Consider the following 25,660-nt stretch of genomic DNA (forward strand, 5'->3'; position numbering starts at 1 on the left):
GCACAATCAGAGCTGAGAAAATTACCGACGTCCGTTTGCATATCTCTGCCAACGTGAATGACAATCTACAACAAAGGATCCGTAATCTATTTCCCTTTGAGTATTACGATAAAAAAACTATCGATAATAGTCGCCAAGCGGGTTAAGCACTCTAGTTTGTCAGCCCTTACTTTATGAGTAGGGGCTAAACCTCTCAAATTCTAGTTAGAATTTAACTGGGTCCTTTGGTGCCATTTTGCCATCTTCACGGGCATCGCGGACGCTGCGCTCATTATCTTGCACCATAGGATCGCTAGTTGATTGTGCAGGATCTGCTTGTTTCTCTGAAGTGTCTTCGAAACGAAAATCAATGTTAGAACAAGCTGTTAAAGAAATGCTCGCTAACACAGCCAGTAACATCCAATGCTTTGTTATTATATGATCCACGATAAATGGCTTTATGCCAGTCTAGTGCCGTCAAAGAAAGATTATTAGCCAAGCCATACCGTTAACATTGAGATCAAGCCAGTTAATCGAGTTTTTGGATCACTAAGGTCACTTTAGCAACAGTAACACCCCACTTAATAATGTCGCTTTTATTTATGATGGTATTGTCATTAACCAAAAACATCCAATCGTCAAAATGCACTTGGTATTCATCGCCATCCACGGGCAATAACATATCGTAGCGCCAGCGCAGCGCGCTTCCCCTCGCCTCACCGACTGCAGTACCAATAATATCGCCAGCAGTTCCGGTATAATTTCCATCGCCTAGGGAGGTTATGCGCCAGATACGGGTTTGGGTTTCACCGTCATCATAGACAAACCATTCATCGATAACACCTTCGTTCCCTTGCCAGCTAGCCTCCATAGTGACATTGAATTTGCGGATCACTTTGCCACTAAAATCCTCCACGATCCCCGATGCCTTAAGCGGCCCATTAAAGAAGTTTTCCAATTTTAATGGAGGATTTGTACCTTGATAATCACTCACTTCAACCGAGGAACAACTCGATAATAGGCTGAGCATCAATAAACTTAAGATGACATTTTTGCCCCAATTCAGCTTTAACAATCGCATGATTTTTCTCCTAATAATTGCGCTCGTAAACTTGGACGACTGGTTTTAGTCGATAACCAAATCGCTAAAAAGGCCTGTGCAAATTGTGGATCTTGGATGAGCCTGAGGGGTTGTTGGTTAAAATAAAACTGGCTCTGATTTGAGTCTATAAGCTTAAAACTTAAATGATCACCTGGCGCAACATTGGGCCAAATGCCCTTAAGTAAATTAAGCCACTTACCAATATCACTATCGGCGTAGCCTAAATGTCGCCATTGTTCGGCGGTGGCTTCCAGTAAATCTGCAGCGTCAATATCACGATAATATTCAATATCTAACAGTTGCGGATACAGCCCGTGCTGATACTGACCGGTTGGTGTCATGAGCCTGGCTTTATATAAATTGAACCACAGCCAATCCATTTCGCCGCGCCCAACCTCAACAAGATCCTTGGTCATCGAATTATCGACCGCAGACGTTGAATTTGCATATCCACAAAAGGGTAAGAACAACCCAAAGATGACGCTAAGATACGCTTTAGTCGATAGCATAGACATCTGACTTCTCCACTTGAAATTAACGATCGCACAGGTGATGAGTTTCTAGCCCATAACGCCTTATCTGCCTATCACTACGGGATATTTTGATAAATAGCGGCAATAAGATAGCCCAAACAACAGCAAGGATAAGCACGGAAACAGTTTCACCAAATGGTAGAATCACCGCATTAAATTGTGCGCCCGCAATGTAGCTAAGACTGCCAAATACACCACCCAATATAACTTGCAAAATAATGGGTAAAGCACGCATAAAAATAAGGCTATGGTGCAGGCTCAGGGCAAAATGCAGCCATAGACAAGCGAGCCACCAAGGTAAAGCGGTAAACTCAAATACCCCTAACAAGGTAAGCAAGGCATCAATAACGATACCCAACAGCCCGACCTTAACCATGGTACTGAAGTCCCGAATCACAGCTTGTCGGTTTTCAACTAAAGCCAACAGCATAAAATGAATCAATAACAAAGGGATATTGAGAAGCAACACCCCATTTCCCCATAAGATGCTACTCCACCAAACACACTGAAAGCTCAAGGCGTTATAGATAATAAATCCTTGAAGCTTTGACATATTTTGAATGTATCTGACCATAGAGAGCATCTCAGCGCGACGTTAGCAACGGTTAACCGTATTTGGTAAACGATACCCAGGGCGCACAGCCACTAAATGCACAGTACTTGTGGTACGCTCTAAAAATCCGCCTTCGCAGTAACTGAGGTAAAACTTCCACATGCGAATAAAATCTTCGCCATAACCAAGGGCTTGGATTTGGGCAACGGAACGGTCAAAGTTGTCGTGCCAATCCTTTAAGGTTTTGGCGTAATCTAAGCCCATATCATCGATTGACCAGACCTGCATATCGGTGCGCTTCGCTAAATGGCCAACCATTTGCTGAACCGAAGGCAAGCAGCCGCCAGGGAAAATATATCGCTGAATAAAATCAACGCTTTTACGATAACTGTCGTAACGTTGATCAGAAATAGTGATCGCCTGTAATAACATCCGCCCTTCGGGTTTGAGTAATGATTCCAGCTTTTTAAAGAACCCTGGTAGATACTCATGGCCTACGGCTTCAATCATCTCAATAGACACCAATCTATCGTATTGGCCGCTAAGGTTTCGATAATCCTCGGTCAGTAAGGTCACACTATCGCTTAGCCCTTCACGTTCAACCCGTGCTTTAGCATAGGCATATTGGGCATCGGAGATGGTGGTGGTCGTAACGTGCACGCCATAATGTTTGGCGGCGTAAATCGCCAAAGCGCCCCAACCAGTACCAATTTCTAATAGGGTTTGCCCCGGCTTTAAATCGAGCCGCTCGCAAATGGTTTTGAGCTTGTGTAACTGTGCTTCGGCAAGACTTGCCTCGCTATGGGGATACAAGGCACTGGAGTACAACATTTCACGGTCTAAAAACTGCTCGTACAACGCATTGCCCAAATCGTAATGGGCAAGAATATTGCGTTTCGAGCCCTGTTGCGAATTACGATTCAATAAGTGCTTAAAGCGATTAATCGAGCCAGTAAGCCAACTAAATTTAGCTTCAATCTGGTCAAGTAACGGCAGATTTCGGGCAAAAAGTTGCACGACTTTGGTTAAGTCAGGGCTGGTCCAATGGCCTTGAATATACCCCTCACCTGCACCGATGGAGCCTGAAAACATGACTTGGCGATAAAAGCTCGGATGCTTCACCACTAGCGTTGCATGTAGGTCACTGTGATGCTCACCAAAACGATAGCTTTTATCACCCTCGACTATGGTTAAACAACCGTTTGGAAGATTTTCTAATGCTTTTAGCAATAGCTTACGGGCAAGACTGTCAGGCAACTTTGCCGTCACAACAGAAGATTGCGATGCAGTGTTTTCCATATTATTTCTCCATTTGAGCAGGATGTGGCACAAAAGGCACTCGTTTGTAGAACAGTTTTAACGCCTGCCAGTAAATCCCACCGAAAATTTTCAGCGTCATAAGAGGGAAGCGAAACAACAGTGTGCGAAGTGATGCGGCATTAATGTCTTGGCGACTCATTGAAAGCGTTGCATTAAATAAACGCTTGCCTGAATGATTCGGCAGATTTTCAATTCCAATATTTAAGCGTTCAGAGGGGGGCTCAACATGCCACTTGTAGCGCATTTCGAGGTCCATAAAGGGGGAAACATGAAACACTTTATCTGTGGTGTTCGGGATAGATAAATCCACTAAATAACAGTGCCTTTGATCCCAAGGTGTATTGCTCACCTCAGCAAGCATGTATAAAGGTATTTGGTTTTGATAACAAAAGTAAAAATTTACCGGACTAAAATACACACCAAAATGCCGAATTTGCCCAACAAATAGCACTCGATTACATCGCTCTTCTCCACCCAATTCTGCCACTTGCTGAAGTACTCTGGCCTTAAGGGCCGAAGCACTCGGCTCCGCTACGTCGAGTTTGCGGTTAAGATTGTCCTTTGAGGTAAAGGTAGTGAGATAGTCCGCAGGATTAAATCTCAGCAAGGCGCGGCGCTGGCTGGCAAATATCCGCCCCATACGACTGATAGAATCAACCTCATCCAAATCAATTGCCATCAAAGCCATTTGGTAGCTAAAGTGATGTTTTATAGGCATAAAACGGCTATGCGTCACCGTGCCATAGTAAATACCACTCTTGAGCTGACTCATAGACTGACCCCAAAATGGTTACAAACGTCTACTGCACTGCGCACACCATCCTCATGGAAACCATTGTGCCAATAGGCACCCGCAAAATGGGTACGGTTTTGGCCAGAAATCTCTTCCCGCCTTGCCTGTGCCAGTAAACTACGTTCGTTAAAGACAGGATGAGCATAGTTGAAACGACGCAGAATTTTCGATTCATCAATGAGCTCGCTCTGATTGAGCGTCACACAAAACGTTGGCGCATCAGCGGGCAAACGCTGCAGGATATTCATATTATATGTCACTGATGCGGGGCGTTTTTTATCGCCATCTAAGCGATAATTCCAACTTGCCCAAGCCGCTTTACGCTTAGGTAAAATGCGGGTGTCCGTATGCAATACCACTTCATTATTCTGATACTGCAAGTCGCCCAAAATAGCTTTTTCAGCGGAGGTAGCATCGGTTAGCATCCCAAGCGCTTGATCGCTATGGCAAGCGAGAATCACTTCATCGAACACATGCCACTGGCCATTAACCTGCAGCTTGACGCAATCCTGATGGCGTTCGATGGCACTGACTGGACTGTTTAAATGGAGGTTATCTTTAAATGGTGCAATTAAATCAGGAATATAACTGCGAGAGCCGCCCTTCAGCACATACCATTGTGGTCTATCAGTCACATTTAACAGCCCATGATGCTCGAAGAAACGAATAAAAAAGCGCAACGAAAAGGCACGCATATCTTCAATGCTCGATGACCAAATCGCCGCGCCCATTGGCAGAATGTAATGCTCAGCAAAAAAAGCTGAAAAGCCTTCTCTGTCGAGGAAATTACCTAGGTTGGCATCAGGATATTGATCCTGCTGATAAATAGCCTTGCAGCTTTTATTAAACCGAACAATTTCATTTAAAAAAGCCCAAAAGCGCGGATTCAGAAGGTTACGCTTTTGGGCAAACAAACTCGCAAAGTGATGCCCATTGTATTCAAGCCCCGTGAGCGCATTGTGCACACTAAAACTCATTTCAGTTGGCAAAATACTGACATTAAGACGCGCCAACAAACGCTCGAAAAGGGGATAAGTTCTATCGTTAAATACGATAAATCCGGTATCTATCGCATAGGTTTTACCTTGATAATCCACATCCACAGTGGCAGTGTGGCCACCGATATAATCATTAGCTTCAAAAACCGTTACCTTGTTGGCCTGGCTCAACAAGTGGGCGCAGGTCAAACCTGAAATCCCTGTACCTACAATGGCAATATTTTTCATCTTTGGGTGCCCTTTAGCGCTTGTGCTTGGCTATCTCTTTGGATCATTTTTTGCCATACAAATGCAGGTAAAAATGACATCAATTTCAACAAATAAGTAAATCGTTTTGGAAAATGGATCTCTGCATCACCGCGCTCTATCCCAACACGAATCGCCAGCGAAGCCTCATGCACATCAATTTGCATTGGCATGGCAAAGTCATTTTTGGCGGTTAATGGGGTTGCCACAAATCCTGGGCAAATCACGCTGACACCAATATTATCTTGCGCAAGATCGAGTGAGAGACTCGCAGCCAAGTAGTTAACGCCCGCTTTAGATGCACCATAAGCCTCAGCACGGGGGAAAGGTAAATAAATCGCGCTTGAACTCATCAAGGCTAGTTGCGCCCCCTTTGGCATTAAAGGTAAAAACGCTCCTAAACAGTAACCCATCGCAATCAAGTTAGTGTGAATGACTCGCTCAAAGAGCTGATCGTCGAAATGTTTTGCATCGTCGATATATTCACAGCTACCGGCGTTGAGGATCACGATATCCAATTGACATTCACTGCTTGAGAGCATATCGCCTAGCTCAGTGGCCGCCTGCTGGACTTGAACACGATCGCTAATATCAAAACTCAAGCAAGTAGCGCCTATCAATTCCGTCTGCGCCAGCGAATCAAGCTTTGTGGCGTCACGGCCACAGGCAATCACATGCCAACCTAAGGCCAAATAATCCTTCGCTAACTGCAAACCGATACCGGAGCTTGCCCCTGTTACCAGTACTGTGTTGATTTTTTTGGTGAGTAAAGAGGCCATTACTTTGCCGCTCGGTCTTTAAGCAGACGGATAAGCCCGCCCATACAAGGCAAATGCTCATACAGCATTTGCCCAAGGTCGAAATAATCCCGATGAAAGTAAATCCGCTGATGAAACTTAAGCTGGCTCATCCCATCAACCCGAACTAGCTCTCCTTTATTGAGCTTAGGATGACGATATTGCATTTGCCAAAACAGCGAGGCTTGGGTGTCATCCTGTAATACTTCTTTGATTTCAAAATGAATATAGCCGATATTTTGATAAAGCTTGGCAAAATACTGTGTCAGCGCGTTTAGGCCATTCACTTGATGCATAGGATCGATAAAACAAATATTGTCATCATAGAGCTCTGCAAGTAGATGCAGGTTGTCCTTATTTAACGCTTGATAGAGGCCGATAAAATTATCGACTAATCCGCTATGTTCAATCTTCGCTTGGTTTATCATCCAGACACTCCCTAAGGGATAAGTATTAAGCATGTGGCCTAAGCCTTTTTCAGCACCCCAAGTACCGTCAGCGCCCTTGCCCTTGCTGCATTGTGCTCAACAATCGCATAGGGATAATCCGCTTGCGATGCTAATAACGGCGCTTCAAACAACGAAGGCATTTTTTGCTGATTGGGTTGGTGCAATCGCGTCACGCCCCAAGATGCGAGTTCTGGTAAGTACTTACGAATAAAACGGCCATCTGGATCAAACTTTTCGCTCTGACTCATAGGATTAAAAATCCGAAAGTACGGCTGCGCATCACAACCGCATCCTGCCGACCACTGCCAGCCACCGTTGTTAGCCGCCAGATCGCCGTCGATAAGGTGCTGGCGGAAATACCGCTCCCCCCAACGCCAATCAATAAGCAAATGTTTGGTTAAAAAGCTCGCCACCACCATACGCAGACGATTATGCATCCAACCCGTTTGATTAAGTTGGCGCATGGCCGCATCCACTAGCGGATAGCCAGTTTTGCCCTCACACCAAGCTAAAAACTCATCGCGATTATTGCGCCACTGCACATGTTCGGCTTGGCGATTAAAGTTTTGTCCTTTGGATAAATCAGGAAAAGCCACCAGCAAATGGCGGTAGAATTCCCGCCAAATCAACTCATTTAGCCATGTTCGCCCAGGGCTTGTGTCATCAACAATGACTTCAGGGAAACGTTGTAATAGCGCCGCGACACATTGCCTTGGGCTGAGTACGCCAATCGCCAAATAAGGGGAGATAACACTGGTGCCATCAATGGCGGGAAAATCTCTATCTTGCTTATAGTCTTGCACTTTTTGCTGAATAAATTGATTAAGCAGCCGCTTGGCTTGCCCTTCACCTGCCGCCCACTGTTCACTCGAGATAAGCGGGGTTGATATGGTTTGATTTAAACCTGTTTCTGATGGCGCAGTGCCCTTGTTAGCGGGAGAATCAGCAAAGCCGATATTTTTAAAAAATAATGGTTTAGGCTCTGGCAAGATAGGACCAAGCGGTGCTGGCACGCCGAGCGGCACAATCGGCTGCTTTGCGGCAACCTCTCGCCACTTGCGACTAAAAGGTGTGAACACCCGATACATGTCACCACTTAAATTAAGCACAGTTCCCGGTGGTAATAAGCAATGTTCATCACTAAGTGACAAAGGAATCCCCGCCTCAATACAAGCTTGATCGCGCTTTCGCTCATTGATCTCAGGTTCTTGTCCTGCAAACACCCGCCCAATTGCATGCTCCTCACAATAACCCGTTAAAAATGCGGGAATATCTTTAAAGCTATCAAGTTGAATGAGTTCAAATTCAACCCCTAGGCTAGCCAATCCTTGGGCAAGTAGACTCACATGCCGCTGAATAAAGTCGAGTTGAATTGGCGCGATATCATGCTGATGCCATTGATTTGGTGTGGTGATGTAAATCGCTTTAAGCTTGGCGGCATGATGTTGCCTCACCCAGTCACAGGCGGCCGTAAGTGCTTGGTTATCGGTAAGGCGCAGATCTTGGCGAAACCACATTAAAGCATGTTTTCCCAAACTGTTTTGATTAATGCTCATCGACAGTCCCTCCTTGAATTTGTGCGGCGTTAGCCATGATTTTCTGTCTGCGGTGCTGCTTTTTGTGGTGCTGTTTCGCGGTGGCGATTTGTCCAATCAAGTCAGCTATATTCGGGGCAATAAAACCTGATAATGCAGTTAATGTGGGCGCGAATGGACCTATGAGGTAGCAAGCCTGCGGGATTGTTTCGAGCAAGGTTTGTAACTCAGTTTGCTTTGATAGCGAATGATTTGCCTCTGGTAATAACACTAAAGCATCAACCTTAAGCCTGTTGTTGATGAGCCCAAGACTGCTGATATGTTGCACGCCTAAGTTGACCACTGAGACTCTTAAATCGGCTAGCTCCAATAATATTACGAGGCTATATAAGCGGTTAGTAAGGCTTGAATAGGGAGCAAGCGTAGGCTCTGTATTTTTTTGCGATGTAACATAAGGCAAACGCACTAACGCAATCTGGGGCGAGCTTGCTAGCCCCGCTACGCTTAAACGCCCACCGATACGGCTAGCTAACTCACTGTCTAACCAAGCAAGTAGCAGCTCCACATCTAAACGCGGCTCCAATAAAGGCATTAATTGTGCAAACCAAGCTTGTAGCAGTTTTTGTTTAACCAATTGAAATGGATATAAGCCCAAGGCTTCATCTAAGATTTGGTGAAACGTGAGCTGATCTAACTCAAAAAATGCAGTATTTAACGCCAAAATCTGCTCATGCCAAAAATCAGACGATTGAGATTGCACACTCGCGACATCTATCGCTTTAGCCGAACTCATCAATAATGGCTTTACCTTACTGATGGCAACGCCTTTTGCTAACCATGCATTAATCTCATGGATTTGTTGGATATTTTCGGCAGTATACAGCCTGTGCCCTTTGGGAGTACGCTCAGGGATAACAAGCCCAAAACGCCGCTGCCATGCCCTTAATGTCACCGCATTAACGCCAGTAAGCCGCGACACCTCACCGATCGGCAGTAATTCGCTACTGCTGGGATTATCAGCTGCAAGCTCTAAATTATGATCTTCCATTTTTGTCTCTTAACTCATGAATCTGATTGGTTGGCCCAAGCATGTTGTGCTAAACCATTTCGCCAATCGTGGTTTGTATCTGCTAAGCCATTTTTATCAAACGCACCTATCAGCAAAAACCTAGTAGGCATAACGCAGTTTTAACTCCTCCGGATGGGGATTTAAGTACACTTGATCTTCAATATATGGCGTTGGGAATTGTCTTAAGTAATGGTTAATCAAGGTGATAGGCACTAACAGAGGCAAGAGTCCTTGACGATATTTCATAATCATTTCAGACAGTTCTTGTTTTTGCTCCTTAGTTAAGTGCTTTTTAAAATAGCCCTGAATATGCTGCAAGGTGCTGGTATGATTTCTACGGGTCGCATTGATTTTTAAGGCGGTCATAAAGCCGGTAAAATAGCGGTCAGCGGTCGCTTCAATATCCTCAATAGTGGCCACAATTGGCCCAAGCTCGCGATACCATTTGGGACTATGGGCCATTAATAAGTACTTATAACGGGAGTGAAATTTCACTAACTTATGCTTAGTCAGCCCCTCGTGACGCATCTTGTGCCAATCGTGATAGGCGTAGACCCGAGTAAAAAAGTTTTCCCGCAGCACCATGTCGTGCAAACGCCCTTCTTCCTCGACCGGTAAATGGGGATAACGCTCCATCAATTTTCTGGCAAACACCCCGATCCCTGATTTAGTGCCATTATTGGTGCCGATTTTGTACTCAGTCACGCGCTCCATTCCGCAAGTTGGGGATTTAGCACACAGCAGGTAACCCCCTAAAAAATCTAACTCTTCTACTTTGCGCTCACTAAAATCATTGAGTTTTTCGGTGACATCCAAGCTACCATCCCCACTCTGTACCCGAATTTGCTCACCATCGCGCACTAAGCGAATGCTTTTACGGGGTGCGCCTAGGCCAATCGCCATTTCTGGGCAGATAGGAACATAATCAAAAAATGGGGCAATTTCTTGATTACAATAGGAGGAATTTTTATGACCACCGTCAAAACGCACCTTTTCCCCCAATAAGCAGGCACTGATCCCTATTTGAATACGTTGCGGATTAAACTTGTACATAATGAGATTCCTTGTATCAATTTAGATATTATTACGGACCACTCTTGTACAAGGATCAAGTTTTTGTACAATTTTTTATAAAAATATTTTTCTACTAAAAATCCAACGAAAGTCGCCAGAGTTTGGCCTTGATATTGCTTAATTTATTTGCCCCATTGGCGCGGCATCTGAAAGTGAAAATCAACGAGGAAAAATAAGGAAATGACTGTCATCAATCCCAATAGCTATGCGGCCATCGCGTTGAACCAAGTAAAATCGTTGCCAACTCAGCAAACGCAAGGTGTATCAAGCCCTGCGGAGAATCCGAGAGCTCAAATGACAGCCCCGCAAGATACAGTCACCCTATCTGGCGGCGTGACTCGATATGCTGAAAGCAGTGATACCTATGGTCAGCTTGCGCCTAATGCCAAACAACATTACACCGCCAATGTGCAACATATTGCCGGTACGGCAGAGACTGAAAAGCCGCATAATAGATTAGAAGACGCAATGCAGGCGATTCTCGATAAACGCACAGGCATTGATAGGGATAAGCTTAAACAGCTAGATGCGGAGATAGCAAAAATAGCAGGTGATGACAGCTTATCCGAAGAGGAAAAAGCAAAAAAAATTGAATTACTCCAAGCTCAAAAAGTGGAGCTAATTAAAGAAGCTACTGAGAAAAATGAAGAACGACAACGCAATAACCAGGCTGAAGTGTATTTTAGTTAATAACGCGAGCGGTATGGCAAGAACAACAAGCCAATTGAATCATCACGTAAAACCATTAGCGAAATGATCGGCCGCCCTATCAAAGGGCGGCTCGCTATCAGAATAAAAGCTTAAACAACCTTGTCGCCTTAATTAGCGCTTTTTACCACCTAACGCGCGTTTTTTAGCCCGTTGTTTTTGAGCAGCTTTGCTATTGCGTCTTGGCTCGGAGACCATTTTGTTAAAATCGGGTTCAAAGCCAGGATACCATTGTTGTGGCAGACGTTTATCGAGCAGTGTCTCAACCTCTTCTAACAGTAGCGCATCTTCTTGGCTAAAAAGCGTAATCGCCAAACCAGCGCTACCAGCGCGGCCAGTACGGCCGATACGGTGAATATAATCTTCAGCAATAAACGGCAATTCGAAATTAATCACATACTGTAGCTCGGCAATATCAAGCCCTCTGGCTGCCACATCGGTGGCGACTAAGACTTGCACAAGCCCTTGTTTAAAATCCTGCAATACCTTTTCTCGCGCCCCTTGGGACAAATCACCGTGGAAAGCTTGCGTCGCCACCCCAAGTTTATTAAGTTGAGCGGTTAGCTTATCGACACCTTGTTTAGTGCGACTAAATATCAACACTTGCTGCCAGTTTTTGCTGCGGACTAGATGGCTGACAAATTCAGTTTTACGATCGCTATCAATGGCATAGACCCGTTGTTCTATCTGGGCTGCGGTCGTATTAGGTTTAGCCACTTCAATCCGTTTGGGGTCACGCAGGAGGTTTTTACTAAAACTAAAAATCGAATCATCTAAAGTGGCGGAAAACAGCAAGGTTTGTCTTTGGGCGGGAACTTGCTTTAGCACGGCTTGGATTTCATCCATAAACCCCATATCAAGCATACGGTCGGCTTCATCAAATACCAGAGTGTTCAATTGCTTAAGATTGAGTGCACCTTGACGCATATGATCAAGCAAGCGGCCTGGGGTTGCGATCAACACATCAATCCCGGCGTTAAACACCGCTTGCTGCGCCTCAATACTGACGCCACCGTAGGCAATCCCTACACGAATATCTGTTCCTTTCGCATATTTTACAAAGCTTTGCTGAACTTGTACCGCCAACTCCCTCGTCGGTACTAACACTAAAGCGCGGATTGCTTTTGCCGCGTTATCGCTTTGGTTATCAGCCATTAACAGTTGCAGAATAGGTAAGGCAAAGGCTGCGGTTTTCCCCGTTCCTGTTTGAGCCCCCGCCATGACATCTTGTTTTGTTAAGATCGCGGGAATAGCCTCGACTTGAATAGGCGTTGGCTGCTGATAGCCCAGTTCAGCTAAGGTGTTCACTAATCGGGTATTTAAAGAAAGCGCGCTAAAAGACATGAAACATCACCAAAAACAATCATGTCGCAATGTTAGCAGACCGGACTGACAGCGACCAGTTTAGGATCGCGCCTTTAAGATCATGCTTCTCGGTCACAGGCACACCACTACTTAGGTTTGGTAAACCATTCCGCTTCGGTAAAAAAGGCCTCAACATCCGCCGGTAATTGTGGGCGACTAAAGAGATATCCCTGTGCTTGATCGCAAAGGTTTTGAGTTAAAAACTCAGCTTGCTCAGCGGTTTCGACGCCTTCAGCCACGATGTCTAACTTTAAGGCATGGCCAAGTACAATCACCGCTTTAGCAATGGCGGTATTGTTGGTATCGAAGGGAATATCACGAACGAAGGACTGATCGATTTTCAACTTATGAATGGGAAGCTTTTTCAAATAATTAAGTGATGAATAACCTGTACCAAAATCATCCACTGAAAGCGCTATGCCCAGATCGCCTAACAATTTTAAATCACGTATCGCAACATCTGGATTGTTCATCATCACGCTTTCAGTCACTTCAAGCTCCAGACAAGTGGCAGGTAAACCTGTTTGCGTTAGGATACGTTTTACATCCTCCACAAAGGAGCTGCGTTGCAACTGCTGCCCTGCGACGTTGACCGCAATCCGACCAAACTGTTTACCCGCGGCCAACCAACGCACACCTTGTTGGCAAGCCGTTTCAAGCACCCACAAACCAATATCGTAAATTAAGCCACTTTTCTCGGCGACGGGAATAAACACTCCCGGAGAAATTTGCCCTAAAATAGGATCGTTCCAACGTAATAGCGCCTCGACTCCGACGGTTTTACGGGTCACTAAATCCACTTTGGGTTGATACATCAAATACAGCGTATTTTGTTCAAGCGCACCATAAAGCGCGCTCTGTAATTTTAAATGCTCGAACGATTCGTGAGTTAACGATTCAGTGTAAAAGGCATAGTTATTTCGTCCCTCACTCTTCGCGCGATACATTGCGGCATCCGCATTACGAAGTAACGTATCGGCGTTACTGCCATCACTTGGATAGAGGGATACCCCCATGGTGGCGGTTAAACGTAAATGATCGCCTGTGCTTACCACAAAGGGCTGCTCAAACACTTGTCGTAATTGGTTAATCGCCGCCGTCGCATCCTCATGGCGTTCAATACCCGAAATCAGCGCCACAAACTCATCGCCGCCAATACGTGACAACACATCTTGCTCTTGCAGTTGGCTACGAAGACGCTTTGCAAGTTCCACCAGCATTTCATCACCAATGCTATGGCCGAAACTGTCATTAATGTGTTTAAACAAATCGACATCAATAAAGACTGTCGCCAATTGTGAATTAAGCCTTTTCGCATGCATAATTTCTTGCTTAAGCTGCATCATCAGCTTCATGCGATTTGGTAAATGGGTAAGTGGATCAAAATAGGCTAAATGGGCAAGCTGCGCTTCACTCTGTTTTTGAGCAGAGATATCGGCAAATACTGCGACAAAATAGCGGATCTCCCCCACCTCATCATAAATGGCACTGATCGTGATATTTTGCGGAAAAATAGTGCCGTCTTTGCGCCGATTCCAAATTTCACCATTCCACTTACCTACGCCGAGTAAGCTATTCCACATGGTTTCAAAAAAGGCTTTCTCGTGGCGGCCGGAATTAAATAAGCGTGGATTTTGCCCAAGTAACTCTTCCCGCGAGTACCCAGTGATCTCATAAAAAGCACCATTAACATCGGTAATGTTACCGTGTCTATCGGTCACCACGACACCTTCAAGGGAGTGTTTAAACACATTCGTGGCGAGGGTGAGCTGCTCTTCCACTTCTTTGTGTTTAGAGATATTACGGGTCATGCCTATCACCCCCGCCAATTCTCCATCGGGCGTTAAAGCGGGGATTTTGAGGGTTTCTAGCCATAGGTGGTTGTTTTTATTTTCACCATCCAAACATTCAGCAACTATAATCGGCGCCCCAGCCTCAATGGCGAGCCTGTCACCATTGAGAAAAATATCCGCAATCGCTTTGCCAAATAAATCTTCGTCCGTCTTGCCGATAATGTCACTGCGAGGTAAATCCCAAGCTTTTTCAACGCTTTGGTTGCAAATGGTATAAACACCTTCGGTGTTTTTGACCCAAATATGCTCTTCAAAACTATCGATAAAGGTCTGCAAGTCAATAATATCTATCGATTTGGCATCACCACGCAAAGCGGTCATTTGTTGTCGTTGCGCTCTATGTAACTCACTTAAATTAAACTGCAAACTATTAACGGTAAGGGAAGCGAGTTGTAGCGCCTTATCATCGAGCTGCAAAGCTGCCTTATGATATAAACAAAATACGCCAAAATGCGCGCCAGAACTCCAGATAATGGGCAGATAAATCAAACTTCCAAGCCCTGTATCACGCCATTGAGGCGTTGCTTTTACATCTGGGATTAAGGCTTGCAAATATGCCGCCGCATGACGTACATCCACATGAAGATTGACTTGGTACTGGTTAAAGGTGCTTGATTCATTGAAAGGATTGTCAGGAGCTGCGCAGGTAGATGAAGTGTTAACGTGAGGTGTAACGTGTTGGTGAAGGTTTAAATATGCCTTATGATTAAAATGCCGTATTAGTGCTTCAATATCAGCCTCTTGGCACAGTTCAGACTGGACTAACTGACGATATTCCCCCATAACGTTCGTTTTTAAAATCACCGCATGTGACTGAGTGATATGGGAAACTAACTCTAAATCGTTTGTCCAATCTGTTAACTGCTTTTGTGAAATTGCAATATCAATCATAAGCTTTCTAACTATAACCTCTACAATTTCATGTTTACTAAGGGCAAAAATGCCCTCCTAAAAAAACACCACTCCTCCACACACCATATCCCCCAGCATTTTGATAAGATCTGAACTTAGGCTAAACAGTTAAATGTAGGGCAATCGCGTATAGGCTTGACAGATACTACCGCAGACACTCAATCATCGTCATTCTCTTATGCATAAATATTTGACTTATTAGCCGATTACTTTGTTTCAAAAAATGCCACTGACACCAATCGTAACAAACAGACCCATTGTCGATTAACGTTAAGCTCATACAATACTCACAAACGAATAAGCCATGGATTACTTTGCTACTGCTCAGTAACATAAAACGCATTCATGCTCGTCTTGATTTAGCGAGCAAAAATTTACCATAACTAAACAAGGCAAAATCCTAAGCATTAACACACTCACACAAGGATTGTTTAAACAGAAATTACCGCCTTTCATTGACAATAACATTATCCTATTGTCTACAATGGAAATAATCAGGAAGAAAAACAAGGATTTTTATGCCTACCGTGCCTACAGTCGTCGCCGCCATCCCATTAACGAGTCAGCAAATTTATCGAAGGTCCGAACTTAAACAGCTTAGTGCTGAATGCCACTCTACTGCCCAGCTCACGCCACTTGATGATATTGTCGGTCAAGAACGCGCCCAGCAGGCGGTGGAATTTGCCATGGGGATAAAAGAAAAGGGCTATAACATTTACGCTATCGGTCAAAATGGTCTCGGTAAACGCACTATGATGTTGCGCTATCTCAATCGCCATGATCCTATTGAACCCGCGTTATTTGACTGGTGCTATGTGGTGAACTTTGACGATACCCGTAGCCCCAAAGTTTTAAAACTCACCGCAGGTACGGGGCTAGAATTTAAGAAATCCATCGAAAAACTTATGCTCAAATTGGTGAGGGCATTACCCTTAGCCTTTGATAACGAAATGTATTACGCCCGAGCAGAAAAACTCAAAAGCCAACTGACACAAAAACAAGAAGCCGTACTCACAGAGCTAAGTGAAGAAGCAAAACAAAAAAACATTAGTCTGAGTTTAACCATGCAGGGGGATTATCAAATGATCGCCCTCAACGGTGACGAGCCCCATGATGAAACCTCCTTCAACGAGCTTACTGAAGCCGAACGTAGTCAATTTGAAAGTAATATCAATGGGCTAGAAGTAAAACTAAGAAGCATTATCCGCCAAAATACCGAATGGGAAGAAGAGTTTAGCGATACCCAGCAGGAACACGACGAACAAGTTGCTAAGGATGTGCTGATCCACTTTTTTAAACCTTTGAAGGATAAATACAAACACCAACCCGATGTCAGAGCATTTTTGACAGGTATGCAGGCAGATATCTTAAGTAATTTAGATATCTTTCTTGAAGAAAGTGAAGAACAACTCGCCCTTGCGTACGCCTCACTTGAAAAGAAAATGCCCCGCCGTTATCAGGTCAATGTACTTGTGAGCCAAGGCGGGCAGAAATACCCCATCGTCGTTGAAGAAAGCCCTAGCTACCACAGCCTGTTTGGTTATGTTGAAAACGCCACCTTCAGAGGCACAGTGTTTACAGACTTCTCATTGATCCGCCCTGGTAGCTTACACAAGGCAAACGGTGGCGTACTGTTAATGGACGCCATAAAAGTGCTTGAACGCCCCTATGTTTGGGATGGTTTAAAGCGAGCATTACGTTCTCGCAAGTTGGACCTGAGTTCATTAGAGCGGGAAGTATCACTGTCGGGCACCATTTCATTGGCACCGGAACCGATCCCGTTGGATGTAAAAATCATCCTATTTGGTGACCATGAAACCTATCAACTATTACAGCATTATGATGCTGATTTCAGTGAACTATTTAGGGTAACTGCCGACTTTGAGGATGTCATGGACAGAACTGACGCCTCCGAAGCCCACTACGCCCGATTTATTTCCAGTATCGTCCACGATAACAACATGTTGCACTGCGACCGCAGCGCCATTGCACGCATTATTGAATACAGCTCTCGTGAGGCGCAGGATCAACAAAAGCTCTCGCTGCACTCTGCCAATATTGCCAACCTATTACGGGAATCGAACTTTTGCGCAAAAGCCGCAGCAAGTAAGCGAATTGAAAAGCAACATGTTGAACAAGCGTTGAAAAATCAAGAAAAGCGCGTCTCCCGTCTGCATGACAACATTATGGAAAGCTTTGTTAATGGCACGACGCTAATCAATACTCACGATAAAGTCGTTGGTCAAATCAATGCATTATCTGTTGTTTCCACTTCAGATCACCAATTTGGTCTGCCTAATCGAATCACCGCCACGACCGCGTATGGCAAAGGGGAAGTACTGGATATCGAACACAGGGTCAAACTTGGTGGGCGTATTCATTCTAAGGGCGTACTGATCCTCACCGCCTATTTAGCCTCGGTGTTAGGTAAAACCGCGCAAATTCCCCTCACCACTTACCTCACCTTCGAGCAATCCTACAGCGGTGTCGATGGTGATAGCGCCTCTATGGCTGAATGCTGTGCCATTATCTCGGCTATTAGTGAATTGCCCTTAAGACAAGATATTGCCATTACTGGCTCAATGAATCAGTTTGGTGAAGCCCAGCCTATCGGCGGCGTTAATGAGAAAATTGAAGGCTTTTTCGATGTGTGTCAAATCAAGGGCAGAACCTCGAATCAAGGGGTGATTATTCCCGAGTCGAATATCGCTAACTTAATGTTACGCCAAGATATTGTTGAAGCAGTTGAACGTGGTGAATTCCATATTTGGGCGATTAACCATGTCACTCAAGCGATGACCTTGCTATTAGGTAAAACCGCAGCGATAGTGAAAACCAAAGCGCAAACCGATGAAAGTAAACACATAGAGCACTATGCTCCGGATTGTATTTTTGGCATTGCCCAGCAAAAACTTAATGCCTTAAGAGCACTCAGCAAAACTCATTCATAGTTTCAATTGAGCAAAAAATACAAAACAAAAAGGGTTAGCTTAGCTAACCCTTTTATCAGCGTTACGATGTAAACCTTAAATTAAGCTTGCTAACATCTCATCACTATAAGCGACAAGCTCCTCTCCCTTTCGCACTTTAGCAACATAATCAGGGTTAGCGATAAAGGGACGACCAATTGCAATTAAGTCAAACTTATCCTCTGCAATTGCCTTGCTTGCAGTCTCTGCACTATACCCACCCACACCTACTAGCGTTTTGCCATAGTGTGCACGAACATAACTTGATGCTGTGCCGCCTAAGTAATCAAATTCGATACTGTCATCGAAAATACCGATATGCACAAAGGCCAGATCGCGTTTTTCTAACTCAGGCAGTAAATAATCAAAAACAGCACGGTCACGGCTATCACTTGCCATATTAAAATAGGCGCTAGGGGAAATACGTAAACCGGTTCTGTTGTTACCAATACGCGCGGCGATTGCATCGACCACTTCTAAGGCAAACCGCGACATATTTACAGGTGTGCCGCCATATTCATCGGTGCGACGGTTACTGTCGTGATGTAAGAATTGATCAATCAAATAGCCATTCGCACCGTGGATCTCAACACCATCGAACCCCGCTTCAATCGCATTCTCAGCCGCCTTGGCATAATCACGCACCAGCCCCTGAATATCTTCAACTGTTACGGCTTTTGGCGTCACATAGGTGAGTTCACGCATTCTTGGCACACTGCCTTCAATCTTCTGAGCAGAAGGAGCCAACACATCACCACCACCGAAAAAGTGTGGATGAGCAACACGGCCCGTATGCCATAACTGCACAAAAATCTTACCGCCATTGGCATGCACTGCATCAGTGACTTTACGCCAGCCTGCAATTTGCGCAGAGGTAAAAATACCAGGCGTATTTGGGTAGCCTTGCCCATCAGGGCGAATAATCGTGGCCTCGGAGATAATCAATCCCGCCTCAGCACGGCGTGCATAGTAAGCCACCATATCATCGGTAGGAACCAAGTCGGCATCGGCCATACAGCGCGTTAATGGCGCCATTAAGATACGGTTTTTTAAGGTAATGGTGTCATTAAGCTTGTAGGTGTCGAATAAATTTTCTACTGAGTTAACTGTATTTTCTATCGTCATTGGTTTAACCCCATTCTTGAATGTACATTCAAGATATTACTATTTGAATGATCATTCAAGAACATTTTTGAATGTTTGTTCAATATTGGGTAGAATCTCCAGCAAGTATCGGTTAGGGGTAAGAATGCAATGCGAAATGCAGAGTTTGATAGGGCACAAGTGCTCAGAGGGGCAATGGCCGCCTTTATGCGTAAAGGATATACCAAAACCAGCATGCAGGATCTCACCCAAGCCACCGGATTACACCCAGGCTCCATCTACTGCGCCTTTAGCAATAAACGCGGGTTGCTCATTGCTGCAATCGATCAATATCAACAGGATAGAAACGAGCAGTTTAAACTTATCTTCTCCAACACTCGACCAGTGCTTAATAATTTAAAAAACTACTTAGATAATGTGGTCGTCGAATGTGTAAGCTGTGATAGCCAGCAAGCCTGTTTACTCACCAAGGCATTAAATGAAATCGCAGAACAAGATGATGAGATTCAACATATTATCAGTCAGAATTTACAGCTATGGCAGAACGCACTCACCGCACAATTTGAACTGGCAACATCTCAGGGGATATTGCAGGGAGAACTCAATAGCGAGCAAAGAGCGCAATACCTAATGATGGGCATTTATGGCTTACGAACCTTTGCTCACACCCATCCGCAGGCAGAGATATTGCAACAATTAGCCAATAAACTGTTTGATGACGTTTGCAGATAACCGCTTGTTTTATAAATAAAGACTAAAATTTTTCACTTGTTAGGCCGCCATTTCCATCAAATTTACGCGCTGAGTCCACATAAAGCAAAAGGACGATAAATCAGCTTTATCGTCCTTTATGTAGGTATTTTGCATGTACAATTCTTGTTTTAATTAACCGATATTTGCCTGCGCAAAAACCCGCTCACCCAGTGAGTTCAATATCTTGCATTCACCTTCTAACACGGCAATGATGGATTTTCCTTTTCGAAAACTGGTAGGGATCATTACACGGCCAGACTCACTTACGGGTAAATCTTGTAACACCGCGTTGTGCATAATTAGCCCGACTGGTGCGTCATAATACAAAACGGTAACTGTCGCTTGTGTTGCTTGCATAACCTTTAACTCACATTAAGCAGAATCTACTGCAATCGATCAAAGTGGCAAGAGTCTCCCTTCATCTCTTATAACAACAAAACTCAAAGATTTTTTACCATTTAAAATCAATCAACTAAAAATCCAAAGCGACATAAACTTATACAACTGATAAAAATATCATCGCGCCATGAATGCTTAGCTATTTAAGCACTTCAGCAAATAGATGCCAATCTATTTCTATTTTGTTAATCAAATTCGCGCAACCGATCACATCAAATCAACAATAAGTAATGCGTAGTTATTCATAAAATAGAATAAAAACACTAACTTTTTATATTACTGAAGCAACTTCGCTTTAAACCCGACCCAAAAACTGCACTACGGGTGCTTTCAAACTCTATTACAATTTTTTGATGATGTGTGATTTCTACTTCTGTATCCGATAAAACGTTAGCTAGTAGATTAATCTGGTTTAGAAAATTATCATTACACGCCTCGTGAGTAATTTTGACTCTATCGCCATCCTTTTGGCAAGAATGCCCCTAATACGTGAGCACTCCATGCGTGCTCTGCACTCTAGCAAATCATTAGGGCGTGTTGACGTTTCGAGATTAGATTTTGTTCGTTCTGGCAAGCACGGTGCTCGCGAAACGAGGAATGATGTGTCGTTATTCTACTCAAATGACGAGCGGCTCTTATGACAAAAAGTAATACCAATCGTATTAAATATCTGTTCATTCAGCGGGAATTCAACGCGCTTTAGACAAGGCGAAGGCTTGAAGGCATAGTGGTGCTCTGTCGAAAGCCTTAAACGCAGTATAAAGCGCGTTGCCATACAGTGAACATCAGCCGCCCTTTGGGAGCCACACAGACATCTCACTCCGGTGTTGCATTGACTTAAAAGGGAATGACCATTTCTGCGTCAATGCGCCTTGGATTGAAATGCATGTGAGGCTCTGAACTGATTAGATATTTAATGTGATTGGTATAAGAGCAAGGGCTTGCCAGACGAACCCTTCGGGCAGCATTTGGCTGCAAAAATAACCCTGAAACGTCAACACGCCCTAGTAACATCTTAGGTCGCTGACACTCCATTGACTTCCCTAATTACTTCAGACAACCAAGTAAGTGCCTAACAGTAATTTAACACCTTCAATAAAGGGAACTAAAAGGCAAGACTGCTATTTAAGATAACGAAGACTTCTGAAAACGAAAGATGACTAAATCGTCATCTTTCGTTTGATGGCAAAAAATTGAAGTATAGTTGAAAAATATCGCTAAAAATCAATCACAAAATGAGATGTTAGAACGTCATTCATCCTCTTAACAACATTCAGATGTTAAAAAAATAGCTAGCGTTTTCACCTAGAATTTTCGATTTTACTTGATCAGATAGTTCGCCATGCTCGCGCACCAAAGTTCCTACCCGTTGTTCACCCAGTGGAAAAGGGGAGTCTGAGCCAAGCATGACCCGCTCATTTCCCATCGTCTTAGTAAGCAAAGATAATGCATCTTGGCTAAACACCGCTGAATCCACATAGAATCGGTCACAGTAAGATGAAGGCAAATTAGGGCAATCTTGACGCACAATATCCCTGTGACGCCATGCGTTATCCACCCGTCCAAGTTGGAAGGCAAAATTACCACCACCATGGGCAAAACAGATTTTTAACGTCTTGGGGAGCCGCTCAAACGCACCTGATAAAATGAGTGACAAAATTGATAAATGCGTTTCAGCAGGCATAGCCACCAGCCATTGCAACATGTATTTGCCCATACGCTCTCGCCCGAGCATATCCCATGGATGCACTAAAACAGGCATATTCTCATTAGCGCAATGCTGCAAAAAACAGACTAATCCCTCGTTATCTAAATCTTTCTCGCCAACATGATTGCCAATTTGTACACCGATATGGCCGTTTCTTTTGGCTCGAGTCACCTCACGGCACGCAGCATCAATATGTTGTAACGGCACCTGAGCCATGGCTTTTAAACGCTGAGGATTATAATGACAAAGTTCCAGAGCTAAATCGTTAAAGATCTCACTGCACTCGGCAGCTTGCTGCCAAGGTCTATCGTAGGCAAACAGTACTGGCGTAGCGGACAAAACTTGAATATCTACACCGTCACGGTCCATTTCTGCAAGGCGAACGCGAGGATCCCACAGAGCTTCATATACTGGTCTAAACTCTTTATCCCCGAGCATAATCATTCCCTTGCCATCGCTGGTGTGTTTCAGCCAAGGCCAGTTTGGGGTCCCAAAACGCGCGGCCAAATCCGGCCAAGCTTTAGGCACAAAATGGGTGTGCATATCAATAATCATGACGTAACCTTATGTCCTAAATGGATCAACGCTTAACCGGATGTATCTCACCACAATGGCGACAAGTACGCTTGACTTCATCACTAGCGAAAGCAGCAAACACTGGTGGAAGATCTCGCGCAATATGCTGCAATTGCACTTCAACTCGGTGCACCAACTGATGACAGTTTTGGCAATACCATTCGAAAGCATCTTTCTCGCCAGGAGGGCGTTTAGGCTCTATCACCAAACACACACTGCCCGCTTCAGGTCGCTGGGGTGAATGGCGAACATGAGGCGGTAATAAAAAGATATCTCCTTCTTTTAAATGCAGTTCTTCTGGGCCGCTATCCGTCATAATCCTTAGAAATGCATTACCTTTCATTTGGTAGAAAAACTCTTCGACGGGGTCATCATGGTAGTCATAACGCTCATTTGGCCCACCAACAACAGTGACCATTAAATCGGCATTTTCCCATATCAATTTATTGTTGACGGGCGGCTTTAATAAATGCTGATGTTCATCGATCCAAGCTTGAAAATTAAATGCTGATAACTTACTGATTTTAGGAAGTACGTTATGACTCATCACTTGTTCCTTGTGTTAAAGGTTTATAAGCAACAGCTTTAATTTCTATCAATAGATGCGGGTGAGGCAATTGGTGCACAGCAACGGTAGTACGCGTCGGCCCTTGTTCATCAAAGTACTCACTGTAAACAGCGTTATAACCGCCAAAATCATTCATATTGACCAGAAATGTCGATATTTCAACCACATCGGTAAGTGAGGCTCCTGCAGCCGCCAAGATATCAGCAATATTGTCTATTACCGCTCGAGTTTGTGCTGCAATATCAAGCTGTGTGGTACCAAATTCATCAACCTTCACACCGACAAAACTGTTATCAGGCAAACGAGAACTTGTTCCAGAAACAAAGATAAAATCCCCTGCCCGCTTGTAATGTGGAAATCGCCCTCTAGGTTTTGCCTTTGTCGCAATCACTTGACTGCTTGGTCGGGTGCATTCAGTGGATGATACAGGCGTATCCGCAGACATTACTGTAATCATACTGGGTTCTCCTGCAGCAAATGGGCGCTAAACTCCACAGCCCCAAGAGCTTGCGTCAGTAATCGCACATGGCATGTATCTCGAGCTTTGATAACCAAAGCTTCAGCCGCAGTGGCTGCTCCAGCCAGCACTATGCAACCTGCGGGCAAAAAACTCCCCGCAGCGGCGGCAAGACGAGAGGCTTCGACCAACGAACGCCACGGATTACCTAATATCGCCGCACTCGAACCAATTTGTACTGCACGGCCATCAAACTCCATCACCATACCAAGATTACTGATATCTAACGTGCCACCTTGATTAACACTATGCCAAGTGCCCACACAAAACCCCGCCGATGAGCAGTTATCTGCAATCACGTCCACGAGTGAAAATTTGAAGTTATCATAACGGGAATCAATCACTTCAAGTGCAGGCGCTACAGCCGCTACCGATGCCATGGCCTCTGCAATGCTCACCTTTCCTGAAAGCGGCTTATTTAACAAGAAAGCTATTTCAGGCTCGACTCTTGGGTGAATAAAGCGACCTAAATCCAATTTACTGCCGTCATCAATTAACATAGCATCAGTTAACTGTCCAAAAATCAGATCATCGACACCCATTTGCTGCATTTTAGCGCGACTGGTAAACCCCATTTTAACGCCCATGACTCGCTCATCACGGCGAATACGCTGCAAAATTGATAAGTTTTGCACCTGATAAGCATCTGCAATACTTAAACTAACTTCATTCGAAAGCTGAGCAATTGCCGTGGCATTTTGTGCAGCACTATCAACTCGTTTAGCCAATTGCCCTAATAGTTCAGTCATCACATGGCTCCTTTAGCGACCGACTGTCGAGCCAAAATATCTAAGGCGACATCGACTATCATATCTTCTTGTCCACCAACCATTTTACGAGCACCCAACTCAACTAAAATATCTCTAGTATCAAGTTGATAGGTAGCAGCCGCTTTTTCGGCATGACGTAAAAAACTGGAATATACCCCAGCGTAACCAAGAGACAAGGTTTCACGGTCGACTTGTACGGGCCTATCTTGTAATGGACGCACTATGTCGTCAGCAGCATCCATTAAGGTGAATAAATCCGTCCCGTGGTGCCACCCCAAACGTTCTGCAGCAGCGATAAACACCTCAAGCGGCGCATTCCCCGCCCCCGCGCCCATACCTGCTAGTGAGGCATCGACACGGCTGACGCCACACTCTACTGCAGCGATAGAATTTGCTACTCCGAGTGATAAATTATGGTGTGCGTGAATACCAATTTGAGTTTCGCTATTGAGCGCATGACGCAAGGCTTTTACCCGCAATGACACATCTTGCATATTCATGGCTCCGCCCGAATCCACTACATAGACCGTTTGGGCACCATAGCTTTCCATTAACTTGGCTTGCTCGGCTAACCTCTCAGGACTATTCATATGGGACATCATCAAAAAACCCACAGTATCCATCCCAAGCTCTCGGGCATACTCGATATGTTGGCGAGAAATATCTGCTTCGGTGCAATGAGTCGCCACTCGCACAGAGCGAACACCCACATCCCAGGCCCATTTCAGATCTTGTTTCACAGCAATACCTGGCAAAATCAGCGTGGTTAATTTGGCATGGGTTACCACATCCGCCACAGCCTCAATCCACTCTCTATCGGTATGCTTACCAAAACCATAATTAAAACTCGAACCGCCTAAGCCATCACCGTGGGCGACTTCGATAGCATCTACCCGTGCAAAATCAAGCGCCTGGGCGATACGCTGCACATCATCAATACTGTAACTGTGGCGTATGGCATGCATACCATCTCGCAACGTAACATCTTGGATATAAAGTTTATTCATCAT

At 44.6% G+C, this 25,660-nt stretch carries 25 protein-coding genes; 4 read left to right on the forward strand and 21 right to left on the reverse strand.

Going from position 1 to position 25,660, the window contains the following annotated elements; translation table 11 throughout:
• Positions 1-146, forward strand: a 146-nt coding sequence (locus H9J30_RS16670; protein WP_240132097.1) for a DUF3634 family protein, incomplete at its 5' end; no start/stop codon positions are given.
• A 58-nt stretch (positions 147-204) separates the two neighbouring features.
• Here H9J30_RS16670 and H9J30_RS16675 read toward each other — a convergent pair.
• The 12 genes from H9J30_RS16675 to H9J30_RS16730 all read right to left on the reverse strand — a co-directional run bounded on the left by H9J30_RS16675 (position 205) and on the right by H9J30_RS16730 (position 10,427).
• Positions 205-417, reverse strand: a complete 213-nt coding sequence (locus H9J30_RS16675; protein WP_345796193.1) for a hypothetical protein — start codon at positions 415-417, stop codon at positions 205-207.
• A gap of 91 nt (positions 418-508) precedes the next feature.
• Positions 509-1,060 carry a DUF3833 domain-containing protein gene (locus tag H9J30_RS16680; RefSeq protein WP_240132036.1) on the reverse strand — a complete coding sequence of 184 codons (552 nt, stop codon included), beginning with the start codon at positions 1,058-1,060 and terminating at the stop codon, positions 509-511.
• Positions 1,048-1,596: a chalcone isomerase family protein gene (locus tag H9J30_RS16685; protein WP_240132037.1), complete on the reverse strand. Its 549-nt coding sequence runs from the start codon at positions 1,594-1,596 to the stop codon at positions 1,048-1,050. Before H9J30_RS16685 ends, H9J30_RS16680 begins: the two co-directional genes overlap by 13 nt.
• Positions 1,597-1,615: 19 nt before the next feature.
• A complete protein-coding gene (locus H9J30_RS16690; RefSeq protein ID WP_275679656.1) occupies positions 1,616-2,197 on the reverse strand; it encodes a DUF2878 domain-containing protein in 582 nt (193 codons plus the stop codon).
• Positions 2,198-2,209: 12 nt separating this feature from the next.
• Positions 2,210-3,466, reverse strand: coding sequence for an SAM-dependent methyltransferase (locus H9J30_RS16695; RefSeq protein ID WP_240132039.1), 1,257 nt, complete (start codon positions 3,464-3,466; stop codon positions 2,210-2,212).
• Between the two features lies 1 nt (position 3,467).
• Complete coding sequence (locus H9J30_RS16700) at positions 3,468-4,259, reverse strand: DUF1365 domain-containing protein (RefSeq protein WP_240132040.1); 792 nt, start codon at positions 4,257-4,259, stop codon at positions 3,468-3,470.
• Complete coding sequence (locus H9J30_RS16705; protein WP_240132041.1) at positions 4,256-5,506, reverse strand: NAD(P)/FAD-dependent oxidoreductase; 1,251 nt, start codon at positions 5,504-5,506, stop codon at positions 4,256-4,258. The genes H9J30_RS16700 and H9J30_RS16705 overlap by 4 nt, the downstream gene beginning before the upstream one ends.
• Positions 5,503-6,303: an SDR family NAD(P)-dependent oxidoreductase gene (locus tag H9J30_RS16710; protein ID WP_240132042.1), complete on the reverse strand. Its 801-nt coding sequence runs from the start codon at positions 6,301-6,303 to the stop codon at positions 5,503-5,505. The genes H9J30_RS16705 and H9J30_RS16710 overlap by 4 nt, the downstream gene beginning before the upstream one ends.
• Positions 6,303-6,749, reverse strand: coding sequence for a nuclear transport factor 2 family protein (locus H9J30_RS16715; protein ID WP_240132043.1), 447 nt, complete (start codon positions 6,747-6,749; stop codon positions 6,303-6,305). Before H9J30_RS16715 ends, H9J30_RS16710 begins: the two co-directional genes overlap by 1 nt.
• Positions 6,750-6,787: 38 nt before the next feature.
• Positions 6,788-8,326: a deoxyribodipyrimidine photo-lyase gene (gene phrB, locus H9J30_RS16720; RefSeq protein WP_240132044.1), complete on the reverse strand. Its 1,539-nt coding sequence runs from the start codon at positions 8,324-8,326 to the stop codon at positions 6,788-6,790.
• Positions 8,316-9,353, reverse strand: coding sequence for a MerR family transcriptional regulator (locus tag H9J30_RS16725; protein WP_240132045.1), 1,038 nt, complete (start codon positions 9,351-9,353; stop codon positions 8,316-8,318). The genes phrB and H9J30_RS16725 overlap by 11 nt, the downstream gene beginning before the upstream one ends.
• Before the next feature lie 120 nt (positions 9,354-9,473).
• Entirely contained in the window at positions 9,474-10,427 is a 954-nt protein-coding gene (locus H9J30_RS16730) for a YbgA family protein (RefSeq protein ID WP_240132046.1), read from the reverse strand.
• 201 nt (positions 10,428-10,628) lie between these two features.
• On the opposite strand from H9J30_RS16730, the gene H9J30_RS16735 reads away from it, so the two are divergent.
• Positions 10,629-11,138, forward strand: a complete 510-nt coding sequence (locus H9J30_RS16735) for a hypothetical protein (RefSeq protein ID WP_240132047.1) — start codon at positions 10,629-10,631, stop codon at positions 11,136-11,138.
• 132 nt (positions 11,139-11,270) lie between these two features.
• Here the strand turns inward: H9J30_RS16735 and H9J30_RS16740 are convergent, their stop codons facing one another.
• On the reverse strand, positions 11,271-12,500 hold the full coding sequence (locus H9J30_RS16740; RefSeq protein WP_240132048.1) for a DEAD/DEAH box helicase: 1,230 nt from the start codon (positions 12,498-12,500) through the stop codon (positions 11,271-11,273).
• A gap of 107 nt (positions 12,501-12,607) precedes the next feature.
• Entirely contained in the window at positions 12,608-15,265 is a 2,658-nt protein-coding gene (locus H9J30_RS16745; protein WP_240132049.1) for a bifunctional diguanylate cyclase/phosphodiesterase, read from the reverse strand.
• Between the two features lie 539 nt (positions 15,266-15,804).
• Between H9J30_RS16745 and H9J30_RS16750 the strand changes: the two genes are divergently transcribed.
• Positions 15,805-18,237: a Lon protease family protein gene (locus H9J30_RS16750; RefSeq protein WP_240132050.1), complete on the forward strand. Its 2,433-nt coding sequence runs from the start codon at positions 15,805-15,807 to the stop codon at positions 18,235-18,237.
• Between the two features lie 75 nt (positions 18,238-18,312).
• On the opposite strand, the gene H9J30_RS16755 is transcribed toward H9J30_RS16750, so the two are convergent.
• Positions 18,313-19,380: an alkene reductase gene (locus tag H9J30_RS16755; protein WP_240132051.1), complete on the reverse strand. Its 1,068-nt coding sequence runs from the start codon at positions 19,378-19,380 to the stop codon at positions 18,313-18,315.
• A gap of 129 nt (positions 19,381-19,509) precedes the next feature.
• On the opposite strand from H9J30_RS16755, the gene H9J30_RS16760 reads away from it, so the two are divergent.
• Entirely contained in the window at positions 19,510-20,091 is a 582-nt protein-coding gene (locus H9J30_RS16760) for a TetR/AcrR family transcriptional regulator (RefSeq protein WP_240132052.1), read from the forward strand.
• Between the two features lie 153 nt (positions 20,092-20,244).
• On the opposite strand, the gene H9J30_RS16765 is transcribed toward H9J30_RS16760, so the two are convergent.
• The 6 genes from H9J30_RS16765 to dmpG all read right to left on the reverse strand — a co-directional run bounded on the left by H9J30_RS16765 (position 20,245) and on the right by dmpG (position 25,660).
• The gene (locus H9J30_RS16765) at positions 20,245-20,469 is read right to left on the reverse strand and encodes a TIGR02922 family protein (protein WP_011073260.1); all 225 of its coding nucleotides are present in this window, start codon (positions 20,467-20,469) and stop codon (positions 20,245-20,247) included.
• Between the two features lie 1,315 nt (positions 20,470-21,784).
• The gene (locus H9J30_RS16770; protein ID WP_240132053.1) at positions 21,785-22,774 is read right to left on the reverse strand and encodes an amidohydrolase family protein; all 990 of its coding nucleotides are present in this window, start codon (positions 22,772-22,774) and stop codon (positions 21,785-21,787) included.
• A 25-nt stretch (positions 22,775-22,799) separates the two neighbouring features.
• The gene (locus tag H9J30_RS16775) at positions 22,800-23,342 is read right to left on the reverse strand and encodes a 3-hydroxyanthranilate 3,4-dioxygenase (RefSeq protein WP_240132054.1); all 543 of its coding nucleotides are present in this window, start codon (positions 23,340-23,342) and stop codon (positions 22,800-22,802) included.
• A complete protein-coding gene (locus H9J30_RS16780; RefSeq protein ID WP_240132055.1) occupies positions 23,332-23,820 on the reverse strand; it encodes a RidA family protein in 489 nt (162 codons plus the stop codon). The genes H9J30_RS16775 and H9J30_RS16780 overlap by 11 nt, the downstream gene beginning before the upstream one ends.
• Entirely contained in the window at positions 23,817-24,629 is an 813-nt protein-coding gene (locus tag H9J30_RS16785) for a 2-keto-4-pentenoate hydratase (RefSeq protein WP_240132056.1), read from the reverse strand. Before H9J30_RS16785 ends, H9J30_RS16780 begins: the two co-directional genes overlap by 4 nt.
• Positions 24,629-25,660: a 4-hydroxy-2-oxovalerate aldolase gene (gene dmpG / locus H9J30_RS16790; RefSeq protein ID WP_427915923.1), complete on the reverse strand. Its 1,032-nt coding sequence runs from the start codon at positions 25,658-25,660 to the stop codon at positions 24,629-24,631. The genes H9J30_RS16785 and dmpG overlap by 1 nt, the downstream gene beginning before the upstream one ends.

It is taken from the genome of Shewanella cutis, from assembly GCF_022410515.1.
GTDB classification, from domain to species: Bacteria; Pseudomonadota; Gammaproteobacteria; order Enterobacterales; family Shewanellaceae; genus Shewanella; species Shewanella cutis.

Bases quoted from the DNA above. Each gene is read 5' to 3' on its own strand.
- H9J30_RS16680 (WP_240132036.1), bottom strand. From the start codon at position 1,060: ATGCGATTGTTAAAGCTGAATTGGGGCAAAAATGTCATCTTAAGTTTA.
- H9J30_RS16685 (WP_240132037.1), bottom strand. From the start codon at position 1,596: ATGTCTATGCTATCGACTAAAGCGTATCTTAGCGTCATCTTTGGGTTG.
- H9J30_RS16690 (WP_275679656.1), bottom strand. From the start codon at position 2,197: ATGCTCTCTATGGTCAGATACATTCAAAATATGTCAAAGCTTCAAGGA.
- H9J30_RS16695 (WP_240132039.1), bottom strand. From the start codon at position 3,466: ATGGAAAACACTGCATCGCAATCTTCTGTTGTGACGGCAAAGTTGCCT.
- H9J30_RS16700 (WP_240132040.1), bottom strand. From the start codon at position 4,259: ATGAGTCAGCTCAAGAGTGGTATTTACTATGGCACGGTGACGCATAGC.
- H9J30_RS16705 (WP_240132041.1), bottom strand. From the start codon at position 5,506: ATGAAAAATATTGCCATTGTAGGTACAGGGATTTCAGGTTTGACCTGC.
- H9J30_RS16710 (WP_240132042.1), bottom strand. From the start codon at position 6,303: ATGGCCTCTTTACTCACCAAAAAAATCAACACAGTACTGGTAACAGGG.
- H9J30_RS16715 (WP_240132043.1), bottom strand. From the start codon at position 6,749: ATGATAAACCAAGCGAAGATTGAACATAGCGGATTAGTCGATAATTTT.
- phrB (WP_240132044.1), bottom strand. From the start codon at position 8,326: ATGAGCATTAATCAAAACAGTTTGGGAAAACATGCTTTAATGTGGTTT.
- H9J30_RS16725 (WP_240132045.1), bottom strand. From the start codon at position 9,353: ATGGAAGATCATAATTTAGAGCTTGCAGCTGATAATCCCAGCAGTAGC.
- H9J30_RS16730 (WP_240132046.1), bottom strand. From the start codon at position 10,427: ATGTACAAGTTTAATCCGCAACGTATTCAAATAGGGATCAGTGCCTGC.
- H9J30_RS16735 (WP_240132047.1), top strand. From the start codon at position 10,629: ATGACTGTCATCAATCCCAATAGCTATGCGGCCATCGCGTTGAACCAA.
- H9J30_RS16740 (WP_240132048.1), bottom strand. From the start codon at position 12,500: ATGTCTTTTAGCGCGCTTTCTTTAAATACCCGATTAGTGAACACCTTA.
- H9J30_RS16745 (WP_240132049.1), bottom strand. From the start codon at position 15,265: ATGATTGATATTGCAATTTCACAAAAGCAGTTAACAGATTGGACAAAC.
- H9J30_RS16750 (WP_240132050.1), top strand. From the start codon at position 15,805: ATGCCTACCGTGCCTACAGTCGTCGCCGCCATCCCATTAACGAGTCAG.
- H9J30_RS16755 (WP_240132051.1), bottom strand. From the start codon at position 19,380: ATGACGATAGAAAATACAGTTAACTCAGTAGAAAATTTATTCGACACC.
- H9J30_RS16760 (WP_240132052.1), top strand. From the start codon at position 19,510: ATGCGAAATGCAGAGTTTGATAGGGCACAAGTGCTCAGAGGGGCAATG.
- H9J30_RS16765 (WP_011073260.1), bottom strand. From the start codon at position 20,469: ATGCAAGCAACACAAGCGACAGTTACCGTTTTGTATTATGACGCACCA.
- H9J30_RS16770 (WP_240132053.1), bottom strand. From the start codon at position 22,774: ATGATTATTGATATGCACACCCATTTTGTGCCTAAAGCTTGGCCGGAT.
- H9J30_RS16775 (WP_240132054.1), bottom strand. From the start codon at position 23,342: ATGAGTCATAACGTACTTCCTAAAATCAGTAAGTTATCAGCATTTAAT.
- H9J30_RS16780 (WP_240132055.1), bottom strand. From the start codon at position 23,820: ATGATTACAGTAATGTCTGCGGATACGCCTGTATCATCCACTGAATGC.
- H9J30_RS16785 (WP_240132056.1), bottom strand. From the start codon at position 24,629: ATGACTGAACTATTAGGGCAATTGGCTAAACGAGTTGATAGTGCTGCA.
- dmpG (WP_427915923.1), bottom strand. From the start codon at position 25,660: ATGATGAATAAACTTTATATCCAAGATGTTACGTTGCGAGATGGTATG.